This is a genomic window from Leisingera sp. M658 (assembly GCF_025144145.1).
In the GTDB taxonomy this organism is placed as follows: Bacteria; Pseudomonadota; Alphaproteobacteria; order Rhodobacterales; family Rhodobacteraceae; genus Leisingera.
In genome coordinates, this window is the sequence record NZ_CP083548.1 from 116,079 (window position 1) to 133,253 (window position 17,175).

At 61.2% G+C, this 17,175-nt stretch carries 15 protein-coding genes; 10 read left to right on the plus strand and 5 right to left on the minus strand.

The window, feature by feature from the left end; genetic code table 11:
• The first annotated feature begins 317 nt into the window (after window positions 1–317).
• The 8 genes from K3724_RS22375 (at window position 318) to K3724_RS22410 (ending at window position 6,857) form a co-directional block, all read left to right on the plus strand.
• Window positions 318–605 (plus strand): STAS domain-containing protein, encoded by a 288-nt coding sequence (locus K3724_RS22375; RefSeq protein WP_129373200.1) that lies wholly within the window; start codon window positions 318–320, stop codon window positions 603–605.
• Entirely contained in the window at window positions 602–976 is a 375-nt protein-coding gene (locus K3724_RS22380; RefSeq protein WP_027260146.1) for a response regulator, read from the plus strand. The genes K3724_RS22375 and K3724_RS22380 overlap by 4 nt, the downstream gene beginning before the upstream one ends.
• Window position 977: 1 nt before the next feature.
• Entirely contained in the window at window positions 978–3,146 is a 2,169-nt protein-coding gene (locus K3724_RS22385; RefSeq protein ID WP_259992943.1) for a chemotaxis protein CheA, read from the plus strand.
• Window positions 3,136–3,618, plus strand: coding sequence for a chemotaxis protein CheW (locus K3724_RS22390; protein WP_129373198.1), 483 nt, complete (start codon window positions 3,136–3,138; stop codon window positions 3,616–3,618). Before K3724_RS22385 ends, K3724_RS22390 begins: the two co-directional genes overlap by 11 nt.
• Window positions 3,615–4,478, plus strand: a complete 864-nt coding sequence (locus K3724_RS22395) for a protein-glutamate O-methyltransferase CheR (protein ID WP_259992944.1) — start codon at window positions 3,615–3,617, stop codon at window positions 4,476–4,478. Before K3724_RS22390 ends, K3724_RS22395 begins: the two co-directional genes overlap by 4 nt.
• A 34-nt stretch (window positions 4,479–4,512) precedes the next feature.
• Entirely contained in the window at window positions 4,513–4,899 is a 387-nt protein-coding gene (locus K3724_RS22400) for a response regulator (RefSeq protein WP_027260150.1), read from the plus strand.
• A gap of 2 nt (window positions 4,900–4,901) precedes the next feature.
• Window positions 4,902–5,228 (plus strand): hypothetical protein, encoded by a 327-nt coding sequence (locus K3724_RS22405; protein WP_259992946.1) that lies wholly within the window; start codon window positions 4,902–4,904, stop codon window positions 5,226–5,228.
• Window positions 5,229–5,357: 129 nt separating this feature from the next.
• Window positions 5,358–6,857, plus strand: a complete 1,500-nt coding sequence (locus K3724_RS22410; RefSeq protein WP_259992947.1) for a caspase family protein — start codon at window positions 5,358–5,360, stop codon at window positions 6,855–6,857.
• 22 nt (window positions 6,858–6,879) lie between these two features.
• On the opposite strand, the gene K3724_RS22415 is transcribed toward K3724_RS22410, so the two are convergent.
• Entirely contained in the window at window positions 6,880–7,722 is an 843-nt protein-coding gene (locus K3724_RS22415; protein WP_134831743.1) for a M15 family metallopeptidase, read from the minus strand.
• A 182-nt stretch (window positions 7,723–7,904) separates the two neighbouring features.
• Between K3724_RS22415 and K3724_RS22420 the strand changes: the two genes are divergently transcribed.
• Both K3724_RS22420 and K3724_RS22425 read left to right on the plus strand, forming a co-directional pair.
• A complete protein-coding gene (locus K3724_RS22420; protein WP_259992948.1) occupies window positions 7,905–8,480 on the plus strand; it encodes an OmpA family protein in 576 nt (191 codons plus the stop codon).
• 44 nt (window positions 8,481–8,524) lie between these two features.
• Entirely contained in the window at window positions 8,525–10,693 is a 2,169-nt protein-coding gene (locus K3724_RS22425) for a serine/threonine protein kinase (RefSeq protein WP_259992949.1), read from the plus strand.
• An 83-nt stretch (window positions 10,694–10,776) separates the two neighbouring features.
• Here the strand turns inward: K3724_RS22425 and K3724_RS22430 are convergent, their stop codons facing one another.
• Genes K3724_RS22430 through tssL form a run of 4 tightly spaced genes read right to left on the minus strand, consistent with a single transcriptional unit; the run spans window position 10,777 to window position 17,172 of the window.
• Complete coding sequence (locus K3724_RS22430) at window positions 10,777–11,499, minus strand: PP2C family serine/threonine-protein phosphatase (protein WP_259992950.1); 723 nt, start codon at window positions 11,497–11,499, stop codon at window positions 10,777–10,779.
• Window positions 11,499–12,179 (minus strand): type VI secretion system-associated protein TagF, encoded by a 681-nt coding sequence (gene tagF, locus K3724_RS22435; RefSeq protein ID WP_259992951.1) that lies wholly within the window; start codon window positions 12,177–12,179, stop codon window positions 11,499–11,501. Before tagF ends, K3724_RS22430 begins: the two co-directional genes overlap by 1 nt.
• Window positions 12,179–15,751, minus strand: a complete 3,573-nt coding sequence (gene tssM, locus K3724_RS22440) for a type VI secretion system membrane subunit TssM (protein WP_259992952.1) — start codon at window positions 15,749–15,751, stop codon at window positions 12,179–12,181. Before tssM ends, tagF begins: the two co-directional genes overlap by 1 nt.
• Entirely contained in the window at window positions 15,748–17,172 is a 1,425-nt protein-coding gene (gene tssL, locus K3724_RS22445) for a type VI secretion system protein TssL, long form (RefSeq protein WP_259992954.1), read from the minus strand. The genes tssM and tssL overlap by 4 nt, the downstream gene beginning before the upstream one ends.
• Window positions 17,173–17,175: the final 3 nt, after the last annotated feature.

Here is a 17,175-nt window from a genome sequence, read left to right on the forward strand (position 1 = left end):
AGATCCTTCCTGTGGCAAAGCAAAAAGTTGCTGATTTCTGCAGCGCAAAAGCGTCACTCCGTAAAGGCCGGGTAAAGATACACGCACAGGCTGCACTTGGATTGCGCTGCTCCCCGGCTGCAGCCGGCAGGTGATTCTCAACGCGTGGCAGCACAAATAAAAATTGACGGGATTTCCCTGGCTGAATTGCACCCGAACTCCTTATGAATCCCCCTCCGTGCGGGTGAGGCGGCAATCAAATGTTAAGGCCCGCCGCATATCAATTGCTTCATCGAACTCGAATTGATCGCCGACAACGGGGGTGCGAATCGCCGACAATGACTACGGAAACGCAAAAACATATTTTGGATCTGCCCAACGCCTTCGCGGAGCTGGATTCGCTGATCGCCTTTCTTCAAGGGGCACGCTCCAAAGCAGTCGAGGTTGACTGCCGCGGCGTTGCCTTGATGCCCTCGCGCTGTCTGCAGCTTCTGCTTGGTGCAGAGCAGCAGTGGCGGTCCGAGGGGGTGGGCTTCTCAGTCACCAATATAACCGAACCCTGCCGCAAGTCCCTGACGCTTCTGGGGCTGGAGCCCAACCGTTTTGAAGACGAGGAAACAGCATGAAAACCAAAGTTCTGGCAATCGACGATTCCCGCACCATCCGGAATCTTCTGGCCGCGACCCTGGAAGAGGCCGGATTTGAATACCACTGCGCGGTTGATGGCCGAGAAGGTGTAGACATGTACCCGGATGTGGATCCGGACGTTGTGATCACCGACATCAACATGCCCAACCTCGACGGTTTCGGCGTGATTGAGGAGCTGCGCGGCACCGGAATAAATTCCAAGGTGCCGATTCTGGTGCTGACCACTGAAAGCGCACCTGAACTGAAATCCCGCGCCCGTGGCGCCGGCGCCACCGGCTGGATCACCAAGCCGTTTGACGATGCCTCTTTGATCTTCGCTCTCAAGCGTGTGACAGGAGCTGCGGCCTAAGATGTCGGGTTCGATTCAGGATACCTTCTTTGAGGAGTGCGAAGAGCTCCTTGAAGCAACGGATGAGGGGCTGACCGCCATCGAAGGAGGCGATCACGACCCTGAGACAGTCAATGCAATCTTCCGCGCCGTGCACTCGATCAAAGGCGGTGCCGGGGCCTTTGGCTTGGACGACCTGGTGGCCTTTGCCCACCGGTTTGAAACCGTCTTTGACGAGGTGCGCGCCGGCCGGATGGAGCTGGACGCAAAGCTGATCCAGCTGCTGCTGCGCTCCAGCGATCAACTGTCGGCGCTGGTCGAAGCCGCCCGGGACGGTGGCGAGATAGACGAAGCGCACAATGATACGCTGCTGGCAGCGCTGGATGAATACATCCCCGAAGAAGAGGAAGACCTCACCTTCGAGCCGATGGGGCTTGGCGCTCCGGCGCCGGTGGCAGATCTGGGCATTGTGCCGGAAGCACCGGCAGAGCCGCAGGAGGAAACCTACCGGATCCGGTTCCAGCCGCTGAAGGAAATGTACGGTACCGGCAATGAGCCGTTCTTCCTGTTCCAGGCGCTTAAGGACATGGGCGATCTGACCGTAAAGCTTGACGAAAACGAGCTGCCCGGCTTTGACGCAATGGATATGAGCGAAAGCTACCTGGCCTGGGACATCACTTTGGTGACCAAGGACTCCCGGTCGATTGTCGAGGCAGTCTTCGAATTTGTCGAAGGTCTCTGCGAGTTGTCGATCGATGGCGAAGGCGACGCGGAAGCGGAAGCCAATGCACTGGCTGCCCTGGACGCCATGTTCAGCGCACCTGATGCTCCGCCCGCAGCGGACACAACAGAAGGGGAGGCGCCCGCAGTCCCTTTTGAACCGCCGGTCCCCGCACCTGAACCCGAAGCCAAGCCGGCACCTGCCGAAGAAAAGGCATCGGCCCCGAAAGCCGAGAGCGGCAAGCAGGAGCAGCGCGGCGGTCCCAAGCCCACGCTCCGCGTCGAGCTCGAGCGGGTGGACCGGCTGATCAACGCTGTCGGGGAGCTTATCATCAACCATTCGATGCTGGCGCAGCAAATCGCCAACCTCGATGTCTCTGATACACGGGACGTTGAAACAGAGCTCGAAGGTTTCAAAAACCTCGCACGCGACATCCAGGAAGGTGTCATGGCAATCCGTGCTCAGCCGGTGAAACCGCTGTTCCAGCGCATGGCCCGGATCGTCCGGGAAGCTTCGGCTGCGACAGGTAAAACCTGTAAACTCGTGAATGAGGGCGAAAACACCGAGGTCGACAAGACGGTGATCGAACGGCTGTCCGACCCGCTGACGCATATTCTGCGCAATGCGGTGGACCACGGGGTCGAAAAACCCGAGGACCGGGAAACCGCCGGGAAATCGAAAGTCGGTGAAATACGGCTGTCAGCTTCCCATCGTTCTGGAAGTGTTTGCATTGAAATCAAGGATGACGGGGCCGGTGTGAACCGCCCGCGGGTCAAACAGATCGCCATTGAGAAGGGCCTGATCCCGGAAAATGCCGAGCTGACTGACGGCGAGATCGACAATCTCCTGTTCGCGCCTGGCTTCTCCACCGCCAAGGAGGTGTCAAACCTCTCCGGACGCGGTGTCGGTATGGATGTGGTGAAGAATGCGGTGACCGGCCTCGGCGGCCGCATCAACATCTCCTCCACACCCGGCAAGGGGTCAACGTTCACGATCATCCTGCCGCTGACCTTGGCGGTGATGGACGGCATGGTGGTGTCGGTCGCTGACCAGACCATGGTGGTGCCGATTACTTCTATCGTCGAAACCATGCGCGGCAGCGATGACATGATCAACAGCCTCGGCGCCGACGGCACCCTGCTGTCGATCCGCGGCAATTTCGTGCCCATCTGCGACGTTGCCGGCAGCCTGGGGCTGTACCGCGAAAGCGACCGGCAGGCCGGCGTCTATCTGCTGGTGGAAACCGAAACCGGCCAGCGCTGCGCCTTGGCAGTCGATGATATCCACGACCAGCGCCAGGTGGTGATCAAAAGCCTGGACGGCGTCTGCGGGGAAATCGCGGGCGTTGCCGCAGCAACCATCCTTGGAGACGGCAAGATCGCCATGATCCTGGACCCTGAAAGCATCATTGCGGCCTCGCCCACAGCGGCCGCCTTTGACACCGAGCGGAGAATGAGCAATGCAAGCTGAAGCGAAGCATACCGATCAGGAAGTGAAACACGCTGAACACAGCGAGTTTGTCAGCTTCACCGTGGCCGGGCAGGCCTTCTGCCTGAAGATCACCCAAATTCGCGAGATCAGGCGCTGGTCACCGGTGACGATCCTGCCGCATGCTCCGGCCGACGTGCTGGGGGTGATGAACCTGCGCGGTGCGGTGATCCCGATCTACGATCTGTCCGCCCGTTTCGGCCTGCAGCAAACCGAAGCCAGCGAACGCAATGTCGTCATCGTCGTTTCGGTGCATGGCAAGCCGGTTGGCCTGCTGGCCGAGTCGGTCTCCGAGATTATCTCGATCAATCCGGACGACATTCAGGACACTCCGCCGGTCGATAGCCGCAACACGATGGAGTACATCCAGGGCATCATCTCGCATGATGACACCATGGTGCGCATCATCAATCTCGATGCGGTGATCTCGGCTCCGGAGCAGGTGATGCCGTGAGCGCAGCAGGTTCCATCTCCCCAAGCACAGAGAGCTTTTCGCTGTCGGACCAGGAATTCGAAGCCATTGCGCAGTTCGCGCATAAAAACTTCGGCCTGGCCATGGCGGCCAGCAAAAAGCCCCTGGTGTCTTCACGCCTGGCCCGCAAGCTGCGCCAGCGCAACATCACCAAATTCAAGGACTACCTTGCCAGCCTGGACGGCCCCAATGCCGACCAGGAACGCAGCGGGCTGCTGTCGCTGCTGACCACCAATGTGACCCATTTCTTCCGGGAGCCGCACCATTTCGAGACGCTGCGCAACGACGTGCTGCCGCCGCTGATCGATCAGGCGCGCCGCGGCGGCCGGGTGCGGCTGTGGTCGGCGGGTTGCTCGAACGGGCAGGAGCCCTATTCGATTGCCATGACCGTGTTGGATATCTGTCCCGAAGCGGCGCAGCTGGATTTCAAAATCCTGGGCACCGATATCGACCCGGTTGTGGTGCAGCACGCACAGGCGGCGAAGTACCCCGAGGACGAGCTGGCCCAGATTGATACAAAATACAGCAAGCTGGTGCCCAAACGCGATCCCGACGGACGCTTTCCCGAAAGCCTGCGCAAGCTGATCACTTTCGGGGTGCTGAACCTGATCGAACCTTTTCCCTTCCGCGGCAGGTTCGATGCGATTTTCTGCCGGAACGTTGCGATCTATTTCGACAACCCAACCCAGCAGAAGGTCTGGAGCGCTTTTCAGAATGCCCTGAACCCGGGCGGTTACCTCTTCATCGGTCATTCCGAGCGCATGTCAGGCCCGGCGGCGCAGCAGCTGAAGACGGCCGGGATCACCACTTATGTCAACTCATCCGCAGGCAGGAAAACCTGACCGCGGCTGCAAGCAGAGCAGAAGGAAAGAAAAAATGAGCTTGAAAGACTCTCTCCGCGTTATGGTCGTTGACGACATGTCGACAAGCCGGGGGATCATCACACAAAGCCTGGATGAGATCGGCATCAAGAACTATATGGTCGAGAACGCCGGCCAATCCGCCTTTCAAAAACTGACCCAAACACCAGTTCATCTGGTGCTGTCGGACTACAACATGCCGGGCATGGACGGGCTGGGGCTGCTGCAGGCCGTGCGCGGCCATCAGGTAACCCAGCGGGTTGGTTTCATTCTGGTAACCGGCAAACCAACGCCGGAAATGATCCAGATGGGCAAACAGCTGGGCCTGAATAACATTGTCCGCAAGCCGTTCACGGTGGCCACGATGAAACAGGCCATCGAACAGGTTGTCGGGCGGCTATAACCATGGAACGCCCCGACAAAGCCCTAGGCGAATTATGCGCCGCGTCGGCCTGGGAGATGGAGCAGTTGCGCAGCCAGATGCAAGCGTTGGAAGACGTTGTCCTGGACGTGCTGGAACGCGGCACCGCCCCGACCAGCCAGGAACTGCGCTCGTTGCAGGACTTTGATCTGGTGATCCAGACTCTGTCCGGACTCTCCGGTTTCTACAAGCGCGTGCAGGCGCAAGTTGATGAATCCGGGCCTGCCGATCTGCCGACCGCAGCTGCCGGGGTCACCCTGGAAAAGCTGCGCGAGCGGCTGCGCGCCGCAGGCAGCATGGCAAGCACCTGAAATCAAGCGGCCCCGCCCGACCCGGGCGGGGCCGTTTTTTCACCTTCAGCGGCGGCGAATTTCCTTTTTCTTTGCTGCCGCAGCGGACTACATTGGGCCATAGCTGAAACTGCCAGCCCGGGTGTTCGCATGTCATTTCTCATCAAGCCTCTGATTTTCGCAGCCTGCTTGCTTGTTGCAACGGGTGCGCAGGCCGCAAGCGACCGCATTGCTCTGGTTATCGGCGTGGCGGACTACCAGTACCTGCCGCCGCTGGAGAACACCCGCAACGATGCCGTGGCAATGGCGGACACCCTGGAAGGGATCGGTTTTGACGTCAGCCTCGCATTGGATCCCGGCACCTCGGACATGGTGCAGCTGCTGGAGGATTTCACTTTCCGTTCCGAAGTGGCGGATCTGGCTCTGGTCTATTTCGCCGGCCACGGGATTGAAGTGCAGGGCGAGAATTTTCTGATCCCGGCTGATGCCCAGGTGGCCAGCAACCGCGATGTGCAACGCCAGTCCTTGTCGCTGAAACAACTGCTGGGGGCAGTGGACCGGGCCCGCAAGATGCGGATCGTGATCCTCGACAGCTGCCGCGACAACCCGCTGGGCGATTCCATTACGCTGGAACAAAGCAGCAGTGAAGCTGCCGAAACGAATGCAGCAACCCGCGGCGGCGGCGGCATGGCAGCAGCCGATCCGGACCGCGGCACCCTGGTGGCCTTTGCCGCCAAAGACGGCCAGGTGGCGTTGGACGGCTCCGGCAGCAATTCGCCCTATGCCACTGCGCTGATAGAAAAAATGGTGCAGCCGGGGCTGGAGATCAGCCTGATGTTCCGCCAGGTGCGCGACCGGGTGATGGAAAACACTGCTAACCTGCAGGAACCGCATACTTATGGCTCACTGACCGGTGTGCCTTTCTATCTTGCCGGCCCGGGCAAGAATGATGCTCCGGTCACCGTTGCAGATGCTTCCGAAGCCTGGGCGGCGCTGAAACCCGACCAGGAAGAGCAGCTGCTGGCGCTGGCGGATCTTGGTGATACCCGCTCGATGCTGGGCCTGGCCTATATCCGGCTCAACCCCAATGAAGGCCGGTTTGATCCCGCCGCGGCGGTCGGTTTTCTGCAGCGCGCTTCCGATGCCGGCTCTCCCGAAGCGCAGTTCGAACTGGCCAAGCTTTATGAACGCGGCACAGGTGTCGCAACGGACCCCGCCAAGGCGTTGGAATTGTACCAGGCTGCTGCAGCGCAGGATTTTGCGGATGCGATCAACGACCTTGGCTTCTTGCACTACCAGGGCGGGCTGGGATTGCCTGCCAATCCGAAGAAAGCCCTGACCTTTTTTGAACGCGCCGCGGATCTGCGCCATCCGCAGGCCCAGTTCAATTTCGCTGCCTTGATAGATGACGGTCTGATCCCGTCGAAAGGTCCGGAAGATTCAGCGCATTATCTTTATGCAGCTCTGCGCAGCGGCAGTTCAGATGTGCTCAACCTGCTGAGCGAGCGGCCCAATATGTTCACTCCGCAAACCCGGCGCTCTCTTCAGCTGAAACTGAAGGAGAACAACTTTTATGCCGGTGCCATTGATGGCAATTTCGGGCCTGGAACCCAACGGGGAATCCGGCAGGCTTACGGGCTGGAAGGCTGATTTTCAGGTCAGCGGAACACCATCACAGCTGACCGTCCGCAATCCACGCATCCAGCTGGCGGCGGCTGATCTCAAAGTGCATGCTGTCTTCGCGCCGGAACCCGGCGCCCCAGACCCAGCCCTGATCATAAAAGAAATCCGCCATGATGGTCAGGCCCAGCTGGGTCTTGCCGTCGGTGAAATTATCCAGCTTGCCGTCGATATTCAGATCAACGGCCAGGCCGTAGCTGTGGGTGGACAATGAATTTGCGGTACCGCGGATCCGGCGCACACACAGCGCGCCGGCGGTGTTGATGCGGGCATAAAGGTCCGGGTCCGCCTGGCGGATGTTTTCAAACACTACCTTCAGGCTTTCGATCGCCGGGCGCAGCATGCTGACCCGGATCGGTCCGACCTGTTCGGTCACCAGCTTTTCCTTGAGGTTCGCATTGGTCATCGGCTGGCAGGTATCGTTCAAATCCTCCCGCGGGCGGCCCAGTTTCTCTGTCAGATACTTGCCGCCTGTGACCCGCAGGCCGCGGTTCACGTTCAGCCGGTCAGCGATCAGCACGACCTGGGCGTAATCCAGATCGGCGCCGCCGGTCTGGTTCCAGATTGCGGCCTCGCCCGCCGCGTCATCGGTAAAAGGGGTGCCGCCGCCTGCCCCTCCAGCGGGCAGGCTGGCAACCTCGCTCTGCAGGTCCGTCATCCGGGATTGCAGATCCTCGACCTGCTGGCGCAGCATCTCGATCTCGATCCGCGCGGTCGAATCAACACCGCCCGCCCCTTGGAAGTCTTCTTCGCTCAGCAGCCAGCTGAGCCCGAACCAAACCGCCGGAGCCAGCACAAGGCCAATGGCGATTATCACTGCTGGCAGAACCCGCATTTTCCCTCCCGGATCATTTGCGCCCATTTCAATCCCTCGCCGCGCGGCAGTAAACCCCCTGATTACAACTTGCCGGAAACACCGTGTTTTTTTCCCTCGCTTCACTCTGCCTGCCATTGGCAGGCCGCAGGTGCTGGTATAGACTGCCAGCCATGTTGAAATGGCAGGGGAGGGCGCCGGGCATGATCCGCCTTAAAGGAATTTTTGCAAGTGTTCTGGGTGCGGGCCTGATTTTCGCCCCGCTGGCTCAGGCGCAGTCGAATGGCGGCGAATTGTCGGTCGAGGAAATCACCGAAGCCTTCAAGAAGCAGAAGACGCGCGGCCTTGTGATCGTGCCAAGCAGCGCAACTGCGGCCGAGGATCCTGCGGAGGAAACCGCAACCGTGGCCGCCGCGGCTGAGGAATACAATCCGGTCGACCGGCAAACCCAGATCAATGTCCAGATCTCCTTTGACTTTGACAGCGCCGCGCTGCGCGCCGATCAGGCGCCGAAACTGGCCAATATGTGCGCCTCGATGAAGGCGCTTGATGGCACCGTGTTCCAGATCATCGGCCATACCGACAGCTCTGGATCAGCGGCTTATAATGAACGGCTGTCGCTGCTGCGGGCGCAGGAAGTGCGCCGTCACCTGATCAGCTCCTGCGGTGTGGACGACGGCTTGCTCAAGGCCATCGGCATGGGTGAGACTGCGCCTTACAACGAAAACAATACGCGCGCCGACGAAAACCGCCGTGTTGAATTCCAGGCTCTGGGCTGATCACAGCCCCGACCCGCGCCGGATGAAAGGCCAGGGAGACTTCCATGCTTGAATCGCGCCCTGGCGACTTGTTCCAGCCGGGTGACCTGCTGAACAATACCTACAGGATTGAAGGCCTGCTGGGCCGCGGCGGCACGTCTCATGTCTATAAGGCACGCTCGGAAATTTCCGGCAACCTGGTGGCGCTGAAGGTGCTGAAACAGGAACTTGCCGCCAATGAGGACTTTACTGTCTTGATGGCGCGCGAGGAGAATATCCGCGAAATCCGCCATGCTGCGGTGGTGCGCTATTCGGAAAACCACCGCACGCCGGACGGCCATATCTATCTGCTGATGGACTATGTCGAAGGCCCCGGTCTCGACAAGCGCCTGAAGCAGGGACCGATGGCGGCTGAGGACCTGCTGGTGATTTGCCGCCGCGTGGTCCAGGGCCTGCAGGCAGCGCACATCCGGAATATCGTCCACCGCGACCTTAGCCCGGACAACATCATTCTGCGCGGCGGTGAACCGGCCGAGGCTGTGATCATCGATTTCGGCATCGCCAAAGATACCAATCCGGGCGCCCAGACCATCGTCGGTAACGAGTTTGCCGGCAAATACTCCTATGCCGCACCGGAACAGATGAGCGGAAACACCGACGCCCGCTCGGACATCTATTCGCTGGGGGCTCTGCTTTTGGCCAACTTCCGCGGCGCGGCGCCGAAACTTGGCGCCAATCCGATGGAAGTAGTTGAAAACAAGCAAAAACCTCTCGACACAGAAGGCCTGCCCGAGCCTTTCAAAACCCTGATCGAGCGGATGTGCGCCCCGGATCCGAACGCGCGGTTCCAGAATGCAGGTGAAGTTCTGGCCTTTCTGGATGATCCCGATGGCGGCAGCCTGGGGGATATCCTGGATGGCCCGGCTGAAGACGCCACCATTATCGTGCCGCAGACCAGCAAACCCGCCCCGCCGCCGCAACCCTCCGCCAAGCCGGTTCAGGGCAAGGCAGAGGAAACAAATGGCGGCCGCGGCGGTCTTTGGGCGGCCTTGGCGGTTTTGCTTCTGCTCGGCGGCGGCGGGGCCGGTGCCTATTTCAGCGGTATTCTCGACAGTGTTCTCCAGCCCTCCTATCCAGTCGCCCGCCCCTATTCTTTCATCGCCGAAAAACCCGCCGATGGTCCGGTCCAGATCGTTGGCAACGTGCCGAGCGAAGCCGCACGGGACGCACTTTTGGCGCTGTCCCAGGATGCCGATCTGACCCTGGCCACCGGCGCGATATCCGGCACGTGGGGCGCCGATGTGCTCGACACGGTTGAACCGCTTGAGGGTTTGCGCGAATGGCGCCTGGTGGTCAGCAACAACAAGGCGCGGCTCACCGGCACCACCGACGACACCAACGTGGCCGAAATGCTGAACGAGCTGTTCCGCAACGGCCTGCCCGGCGCCTTGGAAGGCAAGGCCGAGATCCGGTTTGAGCTGCCGATGCTGCCGGTGGCCGAGGTCAAGGCAGTGATGGAGGCCTTTGCCGATTGCGGCCCGCTGCTGCGGGACGGCAATGGCCATTACGACGGTTACGCGCCCGGCGACCCGGTGCTGATCAGCGGCCGCGTCGCCAGCACCGCTACCCGGCTGGAATTGTTTGATGCGCTGCGGGCGCTGGCGCATGAACGCCAGGTGGTGCTGGATGTTGAGGTGCTGAACGACTCGCTTTGTGTTGTCGAACAGCATCTGCCCAAAGCCCCGTCCGGCGGCGCCGAAGTGGCATTCGCTGTTGGCGGAACAACGGTGGAGCCCAATCCGTCGGGCCGTTTTTTTGTCGGCGAAAACCCGGTAATCGATATCGTGCTGCCGGACGATGTGACCGAGGGTTACCTGACCGTGTCGATCCTGGATGTTTCAGGCAATGTGTTCCACTTGCTGCCCAATATCTCGCGCGAAGACAATGCCGTTGCCAGCCTGCGGGACGGTGCCGCCGGCGAAGTTCCTGTAAGGGTCGCCTATAGTCTGGAAGAATCCGCCACCGGCGGCGGCATTGCTTTCAAGGTTGACGACAGCACCCTTGGGAAAAGCAAAGTGGTGGTCTTGCACTCCTCGGAACCGCTGTTTGACGGCATGCGCCCGACGTCCGAAAGCGCGGTAGGTTTTGCCGAAGCCCTGCAGGCCAGCTACGAGGCTGATTCCAGCCGGATCCGCTCGCTGGACAGCCGTATTCTGGTGACTGCAAAACCCTGATCAGGGGGCCGGAATATTATGGTAATTCCAGCTCGGAAAACACATGTGGTTTGTCCCGTTTCCTTCGTCAGGAAACGGCGGCGTCACAGGACATCAATCACCACAGCGGTAATATTATCCGCCCCGCCCCCGTTCAGCGCGATCTGGATCAGCTGATCGCCGACGGTCTCCAGCGGTGTGCCGGTCAGCGCATCCTCCAGGATTTGGAAGGTGGCATATTTCGTCAGCCCGTCCGAGCAGATCAGGAAGCGGTCGCCAGGTTCCGTGTCGCCGCGGATCTTGTCGATCTCCAGCTCTTCCCCAACACCCACAGCACGAGTGATCGCGTTGGATTGCGGATGCTGTTCCGCCTCGTCCCAGGTCATTTTTCCAGCCAGCACCAATTCAGCCACAGCCGAGTGATCCTCGGTCAGCATTTCGATATGCCCGTCCCGCAGCCGGTAGATCCGGCTGTCGCCGGCCCAAAGCCCGGCAAAATGCTGATTGGCAATCACCAGCGCCGCAACTGTCGATCCGATTGTGCCGCCACCACGGGCTTCCGCCTCGGTCCGGATCGCCTTGTGGGCGTTCTGTATCGCTTCCCGCAGCGCATGCATCCGCGCCGCAGGATCCAGACCCAGCGGGATCATGGCCGCAGCATCGGCGATCAGCCGGCTGGCATAATCCCCTGCGTCGTGCCCTCCCATTCCGTCTGCCACGAGCCAGATATCATGCTCCGGCAGCGCCAGAACGGCATCCTCGTTGACCTTGCGCTTAAGCCCCACATGGGTTTGCGCGGTGTAACGGTATTTGCGCAATTGGTTCATCACAGCCCCTCCGCGTCCGCCCAAACCGGCGCCCCCAGGTCAAAAAGCCCCAGTGCGGTGCCGCCTTGCGGCAGATCCGCGCAGGCCAGCCTCCGCGGCACGCCATCCAGCATCGCCGTCCACAGGCTGCAGCCGGTCAGCCTCCCTTCCAGAGCGGCACCCGCCAAGGCGCCAGGCAGCACTTCCGGCCCCTGGGCACCGGCCAAAACCAGACCCGGGCCTGCGGCCAACAGCGGATCCGCCGACCGTTTGTCCGGCACTGGAATACCCGCAAGCGCTTCCGCCAGCCTGTCCTTGGTCATCGTATCCTCCAATGCATCCAGCGCCACATCTTCCAGCCGTTCAAACAGCGCATCCTCGCCAAAGCAGGGCACGGCGGCCGGGCCATTCCCTGGCAGCGCCGCCATCAGCGTCAGCGGAAACCGCCGACCAACCCGGTCAACCGAGGGCATCAGCACCCCCATCACCCTTTGCGCCCCGGCCAGTCCGGCAGGCAGGGTAAACCGCCAGATCGGGGCGGTCATGTAGTGGGCGTCAAAATCTGACCCGTATTCGCCCCGCCCGTCCAGCATAACCTGCTGCAGCCAGGCATCCCAAACCCGCACAAATCCGCCCGGTGTATTCAGCCGGAAAAAATCCCCGGCTGAAGGCATCTTACCGAATGCACCGAACCCCGCCATTACATCGACTTCGGGCAGCTGAATTTTGCCATTGCCGGCAAGGCAAATGGGTTGATGACAGACCCGGATTGCAGTTCGAAGAGTGCTAGACGCCCGCCAACGCGGAAATTCACCCGCCGCCGGTCCGAGACATTGGTGCGCCGCACCTCTGCCGCATCCAGCAGCCGGAACCAGGCCCAAGGCCCATCGCGCGACATCACGTTCTCAGCGTCGCGTTTCTTGGGTAAAAGAGTGATCCGCGCCAGCCCCACCGACCCCGGCCAGGTCACAGCCACAGGCGTCGGCGCACCGGACCGGTGGTTATAGGCCACTTTGGAGCCGTCGATCTCCAGCACAACCTCCTTGGCCTTCGGGTCCAACGCGTTGACGGTGATCTGGAACTGCACCGCAGGCTGGGCACCGCCGGCAAAAAACGCCTCCTTGATCTCGGCGGCATATTGCATCTGCTGCAGAACCGCCGGGCTGATGCCCAGATCCACGTCGTTCACCCGCTTCCAGGTCCAGGGACGGCTGCGGGTATCGACGTATTTCAACAGCTGATCGTTAAAGAAACCATCGATCATCCCGCCGGGTGCAAACAGTTTGGCAAAATCCGCCATTGCCACATCGGCCCGGGCCGAGCGGTTGAACGGATAGCGGTTCCCCAGCGCCTGCTCGCAGAACGGCAGCACTGCCGATTGCCAGCGCGCATTGATCGAGGCACGGGTGCCCTCCGAGGTGATCCCCGAAGACCCCGCAGAAATCTGCGTCGCCCAGCGGGGCAGCGGCCCGCCCATGCGGCTGGCGGTCTGCTGGAACTGCAGCAGCGCCTGGCCGCTTTGCCCGCCCGTGGCCACGCCCGAGAAGGACATCTTGTTCAGCTCCTGATAGACCTGCTGCAGCTGCCCCATCAGACCATCCAGCTGCGAGGGCTGGCCTTCGGGCCGGTTCACCAGATTGTACAGCCATTCAAACCGCTCCTGCACATAGGCGCCCGGCGGCTTGGCGGCCTGTCCGGGCGCATTTTCAGCAGAGCCGACCAGCGCTTCCAGCAGGATCTGGCCCTGGATCGACAGGTTCGAGCGCGCCTCAATCGCGGCCACATTCTGGGCACCCGCGGCAAGAGTGCCCGCATCCAGAATAGACTTATCCTCGTTCAACCGGGTTTCCGCACTGACATCAGTCAGGATGTTAACGATGGGCGAGGTTGGCCCTGACAGCACATTCGTGACCTCAACAGCGTGGGACAGCGACTCCAGCGGAATAATGTCGATATCCCCCAGGATCTGATCATAGCGGCTGATATAGTCGTTGTAGTACAGGTCCAAAACATCGCGGCTGAGCTTCAGCAGCACTGCCTCGTTCTGAGCGGCATCACTTTGCTCGCCCAGCACCCAGGCCTCGCGGTGGACCCTCTCGGCGACACTGACCGCCTCCGGCAGGAATACGTTGTGGAAGCCGTCATAGGTAAAGACGCCTTCAATCCCCTCGTTCAAGGGCTTGCCGGAACTGCGCACCAGCACCCGCATGACCGACGGCCCGCCAACATCCGTGATCCGCCATTTCGCCAGCGCCGTGGCCTTTTTCGAGTTCAGAATTCCGTTGTAAACCCGCTGCGCCAGCGGCATTTCCGAAAGGATGTTCTGCGCCTGGGCAATCAGCGGGCCGTTAAGGGCAATCTCCTCCATCGGCTGTGACAAAAGCGCGGTCAAATGATCCATCAGGTCGGCACGCAGCTGGTTGCGGGCGATGCCGGGATAGGCGATCCGCTCCCAATCCAGCCGCATCCACTCCTTGATCAGGTCCTGGTTCATCGGCCCCTGCAGACCCAGCATCAGATAGATTTTCAGCGCTTCATACAGCGTGTCGGGGTTGTTGATATTCCCCTCGATCTGCTGCTCCAGCCGCACCAGCAGCCGCGGCAGCAACCGCTGGTTCAACGCCGCGCGGTAGGTCTGTGCGGCCTGGGTGCCGATCACCTCGCCCTGATACAGGCCATAGGTCATGGCGCCATCGGGTTCCGGATCAGACAGCACCGGATTGCCCGGCATGTCGCGCAGATTGTTCAGCGCAGCGGCCACCGGCACCAGATCGGTATCGCCGACCGGGCTGGGCGGCAATTGCGCCGCTGCTGCCTGATAGGCCGCAACCTGACCCTCAGCCTGGGCAATCAGATCGGTGTTCCTCAGATAGGACCGCACCCAAAGCGCGCCCATTGCCACCGCCACCAGAACAGTTGCGGTGATCGCAATCCGGCGGGTCCAGCGGTAGCGGCGTTCGACCTTGTCATCCGCCGACACCAGCCCCGCTTCGGGGAACATCACACTTTCAAACAGCCGGGTCAGAAAGAAAGACCGCCCGGTGCCCTGCCCGGTGCCAATCGCCTGCCGTCCGATGCCAAAAGTCTGCGCCATGCCCAGCATCAGCCGGTCGATCGGCGTGCCTTCCTGGGTGCCGGAGGTGAAATAGACCCCGCGCAGCATCTGACGCTGTTCATAACGGTTATCCTGAAACACCTCGGTCAGAAACTCGCGTGCCACACCGCGCATCGAGGCGACCTGCGCCGGGAAGCCGGCAATCAGGGCGCGGCGCTGGTGGTCGGTCTCGGTCTGCATCTTTTCCAAGAGCTGCGCGTTCACCTGCCCCAGCAGCAGCCCGAACTCCTGGTCAAACCCGGCAATCGGCGCGGCGTCCTTTTTGCCCTTGGGCAGCGGCAGGGTGAAACCCCAGACCTGTTCGCGGTCCTCTTTGCCCAGCGAGTCATGGAACTCCTGGAAGCCGGCAATCAGGTCGGCCTTAGTGAACAGCACATAGACCGGGAAACGCACGCCCAGCTTCTCGCGCAGCTCCGCCAGACGGCGGCGCACGGCAGCAGCGTGGCTTTTTTGGGTGATCTCGTCCTGCAACGACAGATCCGACAGCGAGATTGCAATGATCGCGCCGTTGATCGGCTGCCGTTTGCGGTATTTCTTCATCAGCCCCAGGAAACCCAGCCATGCAGCGTTATCCGCCTCGGCGTCGCTTTCCTGGGTGGTGTAACGCCCGGCAGTGTCAATCAGCACCGCCTCATTGGTGAACCACCAGTCGCAGTTACGGGTGCCGCCAACGCCGCCAATCGCAGCCTTGCCCAGCTTTTCAGCGAGCGGGAACTGAAGACCGGAATTGACAATCGCCGTGGTTTTGCCCGCACCCGGCGGGCCGATCATGATGTACCAGGGCAGATCGTTCAGATGGCGCCGCCCGCCCTTGGACTTGCGCAGCTCCTTCATCGCATCCTTGAACTTGCCGCGCAGCTCGCCGATTTCCTCGGACAGCACATCGTCTTCCGAAGTATCCACCGCCTCGGCGATCTCTTCGGTCATCTCCTTGTCCTTGCGGCGGCGCCGCCAGAAGATGATGCCGATGATGATGAAATACAAAAGGAAGATCACCCCGATGGTGATCAGCCGCGACATCACACTGTCAAACGGACGCCAGTCCTCGCTGCCGATGAAAGGGGCGAAATACCACACACAGGCCGACAGCACCGCTGCCAGGATCAGCAGGATGGTATAGATCGACCGGAACAGCGGAAAGATATAACGGCGGATCATCCTTCAACCTCCTGAACCAGCAGGATTTCGATCCTGCGGTTCTTGGCACGCCCTGCGCGGGTGCTGTTATCTGCAATCGGTTCCTTATCGGCGCGGCCTTCGGCCGACAGCCGGTCCGGGTCGGTCATCACCTTGGCCATGCCTGCCATCACCGATTTCGCCCGCGCCAGCGACAGCGCCATGTTGGATGGGAAGCGGGAGGAGCGGATAGGAATATTGTCGGAATGGCCGGCCACGATGATCTTGCCCTTTTCGTCATTCAGCGATTCAGCCACCCGGTTCACCGAGGACCGGAATTTCTGGCTGAGCTGGTCCGAGCCTGAGCCGAACATGCCGGAACCGGCCAGCCGGATAATCAGCGTGTTGCCCTTTTGGAAGACCTGCACGATGCCTTCCTTGATCTCCGGTTCCAGGAAGCCCGAAACCTTGGCGATCTGTTCTTCGGTTGTTGGTGCAGGCGGCGGCGGCGGCGGCGGCGGCGCGCGCCGTTCCAGCTCTGCCTTGGGGCCGGAATCAACAATCGTCAGCTGCCCGACCACATTCTCGGTCTGGTTCGACAGCATCCAGCTAAGGCTCAGAAACTGCAGCGCCAGCAGCGCACAGGTGGCTGCCAGGGTGATCCACACCAGCCGCCAGACCGACAGTGCCTTGAACGGTTTGACCAGCCCTTCCCAATGCGGCGACAGATCGCGTTCCACCGGCCCCCTCTGGTTGCGGATGATCCGGGCCAATGCGCCGCGGATCTGCAGGTGTTTCTCGGAACCGCCCTGCTCCACCCGCAAACGGCCCTCAAATCCCAACGACAGGCACATGTACAGAAACTCAAGCATGTCGATATTGCCGCCCGGCTCCTTCTCCAGCCGTGCCAGCAGGTCATAAAACCGGTCGCCGCCGACCACCTCGCGGTGGAATGTGGCCACCATCGACTGCAGCCCCCAGGCGGATTGCCCGCCCCAGGGCGTGTTCAGCACCACATCATCCAGTGTCGCGCACAAAGCATAGCGCGCAATCTTCACCGTCTGCGCCGCAATGCCTGCCTGCAGCGCGCGGTTTTCAAACGCGCGTACCTCGGCCACCACGTTTTTGCGCAAGCCATCCGGGTCCATATGCTGGGCCCGGTTGCGGATGCGCGAGATCAGCGCAAACAGGGTTGAGGCACAGGCCGTCAACTGGTTCATCCCCGTCAGCGCCATCTTCGGCGCCTTGGCGCCGCCCGCGGCAGCCTGCGGTCGTGGTGCCGCTGCCTGCGGCACGCCATAGGCATCCAGATCCGGCTCAGCCGGCTGTTCCGCTCCGGGCTGGACTTGCGGTGTCTCCGGCGGCTGCACCGGAGTGGCCGTCCGCCGCCCGCCCGGGTTCGGCTTGATCACCGTCTTGTCGGTATCCCCCGGTTCCGCAAAGGGATCATCATAATCAGCCATCTC